The 8,547-nt window shown below is 67.7% G+C and carries 13 protein-coding genes; 6 read left to right on the forward strand and 7 right to left on the reverse strand.

Features of this window, described 5'->3' with window-relative positions; all coding sequences use genetic code 11:
* Positions 1 to 388 precede the first annotated feature (388 nt).
* Positions 389 to 751 carry a hypothetical protein gene (locus tag B3T77_RS02105; RefSeq protein WP_088582514.1) on the reverse strand — a complete coding sequence of 121 codons (363 nt, stop codon included), beginning with the start codon at positions 749 to 751 and terminating at the stop codon, positions 389 to 391.
* Positions 752 to 923: 172 nt separating this feature from the next.
* On the opposite strand from B3T77_RS02105, the gene copC reads away from it, so the two are divergent.
* From copC to B3T77_RS02120, 3 genes are read left to right on the forward strand one after another with little or no spacing between them, the layout of a single operon-like run.
* Complete coding sequence (gene copC / locus B3T77_RS02110) at positions 924 to 1,286, forward strand: copper homeostasis periplasmic binding protein CopC (protein WP_088582513.1); 363 nt, start codon at positions 924 to 926, stop codon at positions 1,284 to 1,286.
* A 6-nt stretch (positions 1,287 to 1,292) separates the two neighbouring features.
* Entirely contained in the window at positions 1,293 to 2,228 is a 936-nt protein-coding gene (gene copD, locus B3T77_RS02115) for a copper homeostasis membrane protein CopD (protein WP_088582512.1), read from the forward strand.
* 54 nt (positions 2,229 to 2,282) lie between these two features.
* Positions 2,283 to 3,614 (forward strand): type II restriction endonuclease, encoded by a 1,332-nt coding sequence (locus B3T77_RS02120; RefSeq protein ID WP_240612156.1) that lies wholly within the window; start codon positions 2,283 to 2,285, stop codon positions 3,612 to 3,614.
* Here the strand turns inward: B3T77_RS02120 and B3T77_RS16340 are convergent.
* The 6 genes from B3T77_RS16340 to B3T77_RS02145 form a co-directional block, all read right to left on the reverse strand.
* The gene (locus tag B3T77_RS16340; protein WP_205678542.1) at positions 3,577 to 3,900 is read right to left on the reverse strand and encodes an isoprenylcysteine carboxylmethyltransferase family protein; all 324 of its coding nucleotides are present in this window, start codon (positions 3,898 to 3,900) and stop codon (positions 3,577 to 3,579) included. The genes B3T77_RS02120 and B3T77_RS16340 overlap by 38 nt on opposite strands.
* Entirely contained in the window at positions 3,897 to 4,238 is a 342-nt protein-coding gene (locus tag B3T77_RS02125; RefSeq protein WP_088582511.1) for a hypothetical protein, read from the reverse strand. The genes B3T77_RS16340 and B3T77_RS02125 overlap by 4 nt, the downstream gene beginning before the upstream one ends.
* Positions 4,235 to 4,957, reverse strand: a complete 723-nt coding sequence (locus tag B3T77_RS02130; protein ID WP_088582510.1) for a PepSY domain-containing protein — start codon at positions 4,955 to 4,957, stop codon at positions 4,235 to 4,237. The genes B3T77_RS02125 and B3T77_RS02130 overlap by 4 nt, the downstream gene beginning before the upstream one ends.
* A 13-nt stretch (positions 4,958 to 4,970) precedes the next feature.
* Entirely contained in the window at positions 4,971 to 5,441 is a 471-nt protein-coding gene (locus B3T77_RS02135) for a DUF411 domain-containing protein (protein WP_349681204.1), read from the reverse strand.
* 54 nt (positions 5,442 to 5,495) lie between these two features.
* Positions 5,496 to 6,050, reverse strand: coding sequence for a YybH family protein (locus tag B3T77_RS02140; protein WP_088582508.1), 555 nt, complete (start codon positions 6,048 to 6,050; stop codon positions 5,496 to 5,498).
* 96 nt (positions 6,051 to 6,146) lie between these two features.
* Positions 6,147 to 6,800: a DUF2231 domain-containing protein gene (locus B3T77_RS02145; RefSeq protein ID WP_088582507.1), complete on the reverse strand. Its 654-nt coding sequence runs from the start codon at positions 6,798 to 6,800 to the stop codon at positions 6,147 to 6,149.
* A 116-nt stretch (positions 6,801 to 6,916) separates the two neighbouring features.
* Here B3T77_RS02145 and B3T77_RS02150 point away from each other — a divergent pair, with 116 nt between their 5' ends.
* Genes B3T77_RS02150 through B3T77_RS02160 form a run of 3 tightly spaced genes read left to right on the forward strand, consistent with a single transcriptional unit; the run spans position 6,917 to position 8,222 of the window.
* A complete protein-coding gene (locus B3T77_RS02150; protein ID WP_088582506.1) occupies positions 6,917 to 7,198 on the forward strand; it encodes a hypothetical protein in 282 nt (93 codons plus the stop codon).
* A complete protein-coding gene (locus B3T77_RS02155) occupies positions 7,195 to 7,635 on the forward strand; it encodes a Spy/CpxP family protein refolding chaperone (RefSeq protein WP_088582505.1) in 441 nt (146 codons plus the stop codon). Before B3T77_RS02150 ends, B3T77_RS02155 begins: the two co-directional genes overlap by 4 nt.
* A gap of 8 nt (positions 7,636 to 7,643) precedes the next feature.
* Positions 7,644 to 8,222, forward strand: a complete 579-nt coding sequence (locus B3T77_RS02160; RefSeq protein WP_230307708.1) for an RNA polymerase sigma factor — start codon at positions 7,644 to 7,646, stop codon at positions 8,220 to 8,222.
* Positions 8,223 to 8,547 lie beyond the last annotated feature (325 nt).

Genomic DNA, 8,547 nt, shown 5'->3' on the forward strand with positions numbered 1-8,547 from the left:
TCCACCCCCAGGGCGCTGGCTCTGAGGCCGGGCGCTCCGGCCGCCGCGCGGGCCAGGGCCTCGTCGAAGGTCTGGGGGTCGGCCTTGGAAGGCGCGGTCCAGACGCTCACGAGCAAAATGGAAGCCGGGAGGATCGCCCAGCTTGCGATCAGAGCACGGCGCGCGGACGGCGCCGAAACCTCGGCGCGTCGCGTTAGGACGCGCGGCCGGCGGACACGGGGCGGCGGACACGCAGACGCGCGTATCGCCGACCTCAAACGAATGGTCATGGAATTCCTCGAAACCACTTGACCCGCCTTGAGGGCGGGACATCGGCGAAGGGCTCGGATCGATCGATCGGCGGTCGCCCGCGCAACGGCGCTCACGGCCTTCGATCAGCGGAAGCGGTCTACGCCAGCCGTTTCGGCGGATTCTTCAGTGGAAGCGGGCCTGCGCCCTCTCGCACGACATCGACGGCTGCGAACCGGAGTCCCCGCGGAGCCGAAGGCCGTTGAACGGTCGGCGCCGGCGGCATGGGCGCCGCGACGGCGGCGCAGCCCATCTTGGCGATGCAGTCGGGCGTCATCTCGTCGCAAGGGCTAGTAGCGCCGCCGGAAGGCCCGTCCGCCATCACCATCATCTCGGCGCAATCCATGTCCGCCATGCCGCCCGTCGCTTCGAATACCTGGAACGGCGTGGCGTGCGCGGACGACTGGCCGACGAAGCCGGCCACCGCCAGGGCGAACAGAAGGGTGCGGACGAGGTTCCACATGCGCGTTCATCCCACGCCCGTCGGCCGGCCGTGTCAAGCGACCGACGGGCTGGCGTCGGGCGCGCGCAACGCAATGCTCCGGATCAGCGCGCGCCCGCCCGCAGTTCGAACGAGGGATTCAACCCCGGCGCCCGTATAACTCATTGAACCCCTCTGGTTTCGGAGCCTCCCTATGACCACTCGCAAAATCCTTTCCGTCGTCGGCGCCGTCGGCGCCCTGCTGTTGGGGGCGACGCAGGCTGCCGCCCACGCGCGCGTCGTCGCCTCCAACCCGGCGGCGAGCGCGAGCATCGCCTCGCCGCGTTCGCTGACGGTCACCTTCAGCGAACGCGTCGTTCCCGCTTTCTCGGGCCTCGAGGTCGTGAACGCCGCCGGTGCCAAATTCCCGGTCGCGACCACCGTCTCCGATGACGGCATGACCGTTTCGGGACGGACGGCGCGACCGCTCGCGGCCGGCGCCTACAGCCTCAACTGGCATGCCGCCTCCGCCGACGGCCACCGTATGACCGGCGCCATCGCCTTCACGGTCCGCTGACCCATCGTGCTCGACGTTCTGGTCATCCTGCTCCGGCTCGCGCAGTACGGCGGCGCGGTCGTCCTGCTCGGGACGCCGCTGTTCCTCCTCTACGGGTTGCGCGGGTCGGACGCGGTGGCCCTCGGCTGGACGAGATCCTTGCTGGTCAGCGCGGCGGCCGTGGTCGCCATAGGCTCCGCCGCCGCCTTCGCGGCCCAGACCGCTGTGATGGCGGGCTCGCTGACTGAAGGTCTCAAGCCGGCGACGCTCGGCTTCATGCTCACGGGCACGAGCCTCGGACCCGCCTTTCTCGTCCGGACGCTGGCCGCGTTGCTCGCGCTTCTTGCGCTCATTCAAGACAAGCCGTCCCGCGGCCTGTGGAAATTCGTCGCTGTCGCCGGTCTTATCGTCGGCGCCAGCTTCGCCTGGACGGGACACGGCGCGGCCACCGAAGGCGCGGGGCGCTATGTTCATCTGACGGCCGCGATCCTGCACAGCTGGGCGGCGGCGGTGTGGCTCGGCGCGCTCGCGGCCTTGCTGATCCTGACGTTGCGGCGGCGGTCAGAAACGGTCGATGGCGATAGGATCCTCTATCGAGCCCTTCACGGATTCGCCGGCGTCGGATCCGCATCGGTCGCCGTCCTGGTTCTGAGCGGACTGGTGAACAGCTGGTTCATGGTCGGACCCGATCGTATCGCTGGCCTCTTGAGCACGCCCTACGGTCTGCTGTTGACGGGCAAGCTCGTGCTCTTCGCGCTCATGCTGGTTCTGGCGGCCGCGAACCGCTTTTATCTGACGCCCCACCTCGGCAGCGCCCTGGACGATCCCGAGTATCTTGGCCCCGCCATTTCACGGCTGAAACGCAGCTTGGTGATGGAGACCCTCCTCGCCCTGGGGCTGCTGGCCCTGGTGTCCATCATGGGAACCCTGGCTCCGGTCTCGGCCATGGAAATGGCGATGTAGCCGTTGGCGCGCGCCGACTTCGCTGGAGCTGCGTGTCGGCTTGGGGACCGGCAAATGGCCGTTGTCCCGGCCGTCGGGAACCGCCTAGACTGGTCAGAAATCGGGGGGCGCGCCGTGTCAGATCGAGTTCGTGATCTTATTGAACAGTGGCGGCGCGACCCGGCTGCGACCTACCAGACCTGGTTCTTGTGGGACGAGCGTCTGAAGAATTTCCGCTCCATCCGTCGCGGCATCGGCCAGGTCGTCAAGGAGATCGAAGCAGGCCGGTTCGGCGTGGCCTATCGCGGGTCGTCGCTGGAGACGATCGTTCATTCGGTGGCCGAACAACGGCAGATCTTCAAGGGCGCGGACCATGCCTTCCTCTGGAAGCCCAAACTTCGCATCCCGGACATCTACGAAAACCCGGCCAATCAACGCGCTTTCGGCCGGCTCCTGCATCACTGCAGCTGTTGTTCGACAGCAACGGAAATTCTCGCGGGCATCCGCACGATCGACCAACTCCGAATCAAGGGACTCGGGCCTGCAGTGGCCAACCTGATCTATTTTCTCCATCCCACCCACGTTTCGCCGTTCAATACCGCGATCGTCAACGGCTACAACGCGATCACCGGATCAAAGGTCAAGCTCGGGAGCTGGGAGCACTACCTTGCGATGCGGCAAGGAATTTTGGCCCTCAACGCTCGCTACAGCGATCTTCTGTCCAACGATCTCGGGGCGATCGCGGGCTTCCTGTTCGACGTGGGCTCCGGCCGTTATCCCGCGCCGCCCCTGGACGACGAGAGTCTGTCCGCCAGCGGCTGGGACGCGCGGCTGGCCGAAGCGCGCGCCGAAGCGGTCAAGTTCGAGAAGACCGCGCTCCAGCAGGGCGAGACGGACCGGACCCACACAGAGATCCAGGCCTGGGTCCGTGATCTGGGTCGCGCGCTGGGCTACAGGGTCTGGATCGCGTCCAATGACCGCGGGCGCCAGCACGAGGGCGCACGCCTGAGCGAGGGCTGCCTAGAACAACTACCGCCGTCGCTGGCGAACGGTCCAGGCGCCGAGTCCATCCGGCTGATCGACGTACTCTGGCTGGAGGGAGACGCGGACCGCGTGGCGGCCGCCTTCGAGGTCGAGCATTCCACCACGATCTACTCCGGTGTCGTGCGAATGCTGGACCTCGCCCTGTCAGGCGAACTAAACATCTCCGCCGGCCTTTTCCTGGTCGCTCCCGACAGCCGCGAAAACGATGTGCGGGCGCAGTTGCAACGTCCGGCCTTCAGCCGGATCGCCGATCTCAATGTGCGCTATCTGCCCTACGGAGAACTGGAACGGCACCGGGCATCAATCGCCCGCTTCGGAACCGGTCTCAGGGCTCTGACCGAGATTTCGCACCGCGTGACCTGATCGTCGGTGACTGGCCCGCCTCGCATCCAGGTCGTTCTGGCTCACAGGCCTGATAGGCAAGAGCGCGATCCTCCAGCCGCACCCGCCAGGTGATCAGCATGGCATTAAGCGCGGTGAACACCACTGCTATCCAGACCTGGCCGAAAACCAGCGGCAGGATGGCGATCTCAAGAGATGCGATCCAGTAGTTGGGATGACGAATGACCCGGAAGGGCCGGATCGGACTAGCGGCGCGCCGGGCAGGTGATGATCCGAGTGGTCCAAAACCGGCCAAGGTCGCGATCACCCCGCTTGCTCCAGCGCGCTCGTCGTGCTCTCGGCCATCAGGGCGACTGCGTGTTCCAGGAACAGGTCGTTCCGCTCCGCGAAGCTGTGCGGCTGCAGATACCAGTCCATTGGGACGCACGAATGCCGTGTGTCGATCAAGGCGTTTCGATAGATAGGCGCCAGCCGCTCGAAACCGCCGTGGGTCGTGGCGAACATTTCGGCCCCGTTGGCCGCGACGTCCTCTTGCCGCAGGATGTGCGGCGGCCAGGCGGTGGTCAGGGCGGCGAGACGCGGTGGTGAAGTCCGGTCGTTGTCTCTTGGCAGAGCTTCCTGTGATCGAGCCGTCGCCTGCCTCATGGCTCCCGCTTGCGAACCGCACGCGCCATTTTCAGGTCGCGGGAGATCCGTATCCACAGCAGGATGAAGCCCGAAATCACAATGCTCAGGGTCAAGGCGGTAGTGATGATGATCAGGGGGTGATTGAAGTCCTCGCCGTCGTTCCAGTCCATGACGTGCAGTCGCCAGAAGAAGTCGAAGATCCGCCACACGCCCGAGCGGCGCGTCACCACTTCGCCTGTCGCTGGCGACAGGTAGAAGGCCGTCTTTTCGCGGTCGGCGAAGTCTACCCGCCACAGCGGTCCGGTGCGTCCCGTCTCCTCGGGCGCCGTCGCCAGAAGAACCGCGCCGGAAACCCGCGCCTCGCCCTTGTACGCGCCCTTGGCGAAGGCCGAGGCGTCGGCGGCCGACATCGGTCCGAACGGCCGGCCGGTCGCGGCGGACACGACGACTGGCTCGCCCGACGCCGGCTTCAAGGTCCAGGCCGCCCCCCGCGGCGTCGTGTGAAGCTCCGCCTGGACAGGCGCGACGCCCGCTCGGCGCGCGATCTCGCTCAGTGCCGGAAGCGCGCCGAGCTCCAGCGGGCTCGGCTTGAGGTCAACCGCCCGATGTTCGCCGCGCACCGTCTCGATCGGAATGGCCGTCATCACCAGACCGCCGCCGACCCAGAACAGCACCTGAAGGCCGACGACGAGCGCAATCCATTTGTGCAGCTGGGTGGAGAGCTTGAGAACCTTCATCCCTGGGCCTCGCCTAGCCGCGACGCGCGAAGACGCGCGTACCGCCGCCCTTGAGGATCAGCAGGGTCTCATAGGGCTCACGTTGGCCGTCTGGCGTCTCCATGCCGGGAGACCCCAGCGGCATCGCCGGCACTGCGAGGCCCACGGCCTCGGGACGTTCGGCCAGAAGCTTGCGGACATCCTCGGCCGGCACATGGCCCTCGAGGACATAGCCGCCGATCATGGCCGTGTGGCAGGAGGCGAGCGCCTCGGGCACGCCCTGGGTGCTGCGTATAGAGCGAAGGCTCGGGAGTTCGTTGACCCGCGCCTTGAAGCCGGCGGCGCGCATGTGATCCACCCAGGCCGTGCAACAGGCGCAGGTCGGGGTCTTGTAGACCGCGAGCTCGGTCGATGAACGGGCGCCCGGAGCGCAGGCCGCGACGGCGACGGAGCCGGCCCCCGCGGCCAGAAACGCACGGCGTGAAAGGGTGGGCATCGATCTCATGGGTCCCTCTGGCGAGCGATATCTGGAGGCCGCCGATGACGGTCGCCGCCGCGATCAGGCGGCGGGGCGGAAGGGCCGGGCCGAGGAGTGATAGACGTCGAACCTCCACTCGTCACCCCGCTTGCGCAGGACGCTCGTGGCGGCGCCGCGGCGCTCTATGGGGGCCCGGGCTCCGTACTTGAAGGTGATGTGGAAGGTGTAGGTCTCGCTCACGAAGGCGGTGTCGCCGTCAACCTCGACTTTCATTTCGTGGTTGCGGAAGTCGAAGCCGGCCAGATCGGCGAATTCGGGCCCGAGATGGTGCTCCAGATAATAGGCGAACGATCCCTCCACGCCGCCGTTCTCGAAGATCTCCGAGTCGGTCCAGAACAGGGCCGGCGTCTGCGACACGTCCATCCGCTCGATGGCGTCCTTGTAGGCGGTGACGACCGCTCGGACCTGGGCCTCGTCAGCGGATTGCGCATCGCCGGGGGCGTGCGCCGAGCCTGGCGTATGGGCCGAGCCGGGGGCGTGGGAGCGGGCCGGCGCCTGTGATTGAGCTTGCGCTTGGCCGGAGGTCGCGAGGAGGGCGGCGACCGCCGATCCGGCGAGTGCTGAACGGAACATCATGGTGCAGTCTCCTGGTTTGCCGCGGCCGCAGTAGAACCCGGTCCGGCGAAGTAGATGAAGAACGAGGCGTTCGGGCGACGACGGACCCCAAGGCCGTCAGAACATCAGATGCCTCATGCCATGGGTCAGCATCCCGCCCAGCAGGCCGTTGACCACCACGGCGGCGGCGGTCACGGTCAAAAGACCGATGTAGATCAGCTCGCGCCCGCGCCCCGGCCGGCGGACCCATTGTTCCTTCGCCCACCAGCTCAGCAGGCCGAGCGCGGCGATCGAGGTGCCGAGCCACCGATGGTAGAGGTGAGTCACATCGTCCTTCCCGGGCAGCCCCATAGCGAACCATCCCAGCGCCACCGCGGCGACCGCGGAGATCGCCGCCAGGGCGATGATCACCCGCGTGCCCTGGGTCAGGACCGGCCGACGCAGCGTCAGGGCGGCGATCTCGAGGAGCGCGGCGACGAGGAACAGCGCGATCGGGAAATGGACGGCGGCGGGATGCATGGCGCCGAGCCAGCGATACAGGCGCTGGGGCATTGGCTTGGGACCCTCGTCCGCCGTCATGGCCCCGTGGTCCATGTCCATAGCCATCCCCGGCATGGCCATCACGCCGCCTTCTGGCACGGCGCCCGCCGGCGCGGCGGCCTGGGCACGGGCCGCGGCCTGCTTGTCATGATCCTCGTGCGCGAACGCGGGCGCGCTGACAGACAGCGCCACCACCAGGGCGATCCCCGACAGAAGTTTGCGTATCGACATTGTTCTCTCCCATCCCGTCCCTTCTGCTAACTACGCACCGGGGAGGCCGTCCCCTCGTTTGAGGGATTTGGCTTGTTTCGGCGTAGTAGGGATTAGGGGCGCAAGGAGAGTGTTCGATGGCGCGTAATTTGGATGATCTTTTGGCCGGATCGGCGGCGACGCCCTTGGGCCGGTCGCTCGACGGGCTCGAACCGCTCGTCTGGAGCCGGGTCGACGCGCTTCGCGGCGAAAGGCTCGCGTCGCAACTGCGTTTGGGGGCCGTCGCCATGGCCCTGGTCACCGGCCTGACGGCAGGCGGCGTCGGCGCGGTCGCCGCCCCCAGACCGGCCGGGGAGATGGCCATTTTCACGGTCGACGCGGGCCTGTCGCCTCTGGTGAGACTGGAAACCGGCCGATGAAGCGCGGCTGGCAGGCCATCGCCCTGACGGCCGTCCTGGCGGCGGTCGCCAGCGGCGCGGGCACTTGGATCAGCGCCAGCTGGGTGCTGAGCCGGCGCGAACCGCCATCCCTGCACGACATCGTGCACCACGACCTGAAGCTCTCGCCCGACCAGCTGACCCGCATCGACGCAGTCGAAGCCCGGTTCGCCGCGCGCCGGCCCGCGCTCGAAGCGGACGTCCGCGCGGCCAATCAGGAACTGGCGCGCGCGATCGCACGGAGCGACGGCGACGGTCCCCAAGTCCAGGCGGCGGTGGACCATTTCCACGTCGCCATGGGCGCCTTGCAGAAGGAGACGATCGCCCACGTCTTCGAGATGCGGTCCGTTCTGACGCCGGCCCAGGCCGAGGTATTCGACGACCGTATCGTCGAGGCCCTCGCGCCCGACGAAGGCTAGCGTTCCGCGTGGACAGCCCCAACGACCTGTCAGCCCGCGCCGCCGGCGGGGACCGGGCGGCCTTCAGCGAGTTGATGCGGCAGACCAAGACTTCTCTGTTCCGTTTCGTCCGGCGCTATGTCGGCGATGAACAGGACGCCTGGGACCTGTTGCAGGACACCTATGCGGCGGCCTGGATCAACATTCGCCGCTACGACCCGGTCCGACCCTTCGAGGCCTGGATCCGGACCATCGCACTCAATAAATGCCGGGACTGGAGCCGTCGCCGCTTCGTTCGGCGGCTCATCCGGGGCGACGTCGACCTGTCGTCGCCGGAAGCCATGTCCGTGCCGGACGGGGCCGAGGCGGTGGATGACCGGATGGATGCCAGCGCAAGGCTGGCGCGGTTGAACGAGGCCATGAGCCGTCTGCCGCCGCACCTCAAGGCTCCGCTTATGCTGACGGCGATCGAAGGGCGCAGTCAGGCGGAAACGGCCGGGATGCTGGGTGTCTCCATCAAGACCGTGGAGACCCGCGTGGCGCGGGCTCGTCGCAAGCTGTCCGAGGCGCTGGACGACACGCCCGCTGTCCGGGCCGCTCTTGAGTGATCAGCTCGAGGGTCCTCGGAACCTTCGTCGCGCCTTAGCCCCGCTCGGGCCGCAGCGGCGCTCCGTCGATCGACCTCCAGGCGGCGAGGGATGCGGCGCCCGTCCGCGTATTCTAGTATGAGGGCGTCGCGGGAAATCGACCCGATCATCGCCCTTTTCTTTCAGGAGCTTGTCACATGAGAGTCCCGATCCTAGCCGCCGCAGCGGCGATCACCTTGGGCGCCTGCCAGCCGGCCTCCGACCCTCAACCGGTCGAGGCCCAGACGGCGCCGGGCGCCTCGGCGACGACCCCGATGGAGGCCGCGCCGGTCGCCACGCCCGAGCC

This window comes from Brevundimonas sp. UBA7838, assembly GCF_002500885.1.
Classification (GTDB): Bacteria; Pseudomonadota; Alphaproteobacteria; order Caulobacterales; family Caulobacteraceae; genus Brevundimonas; species Brevundimonas vesicularis_C.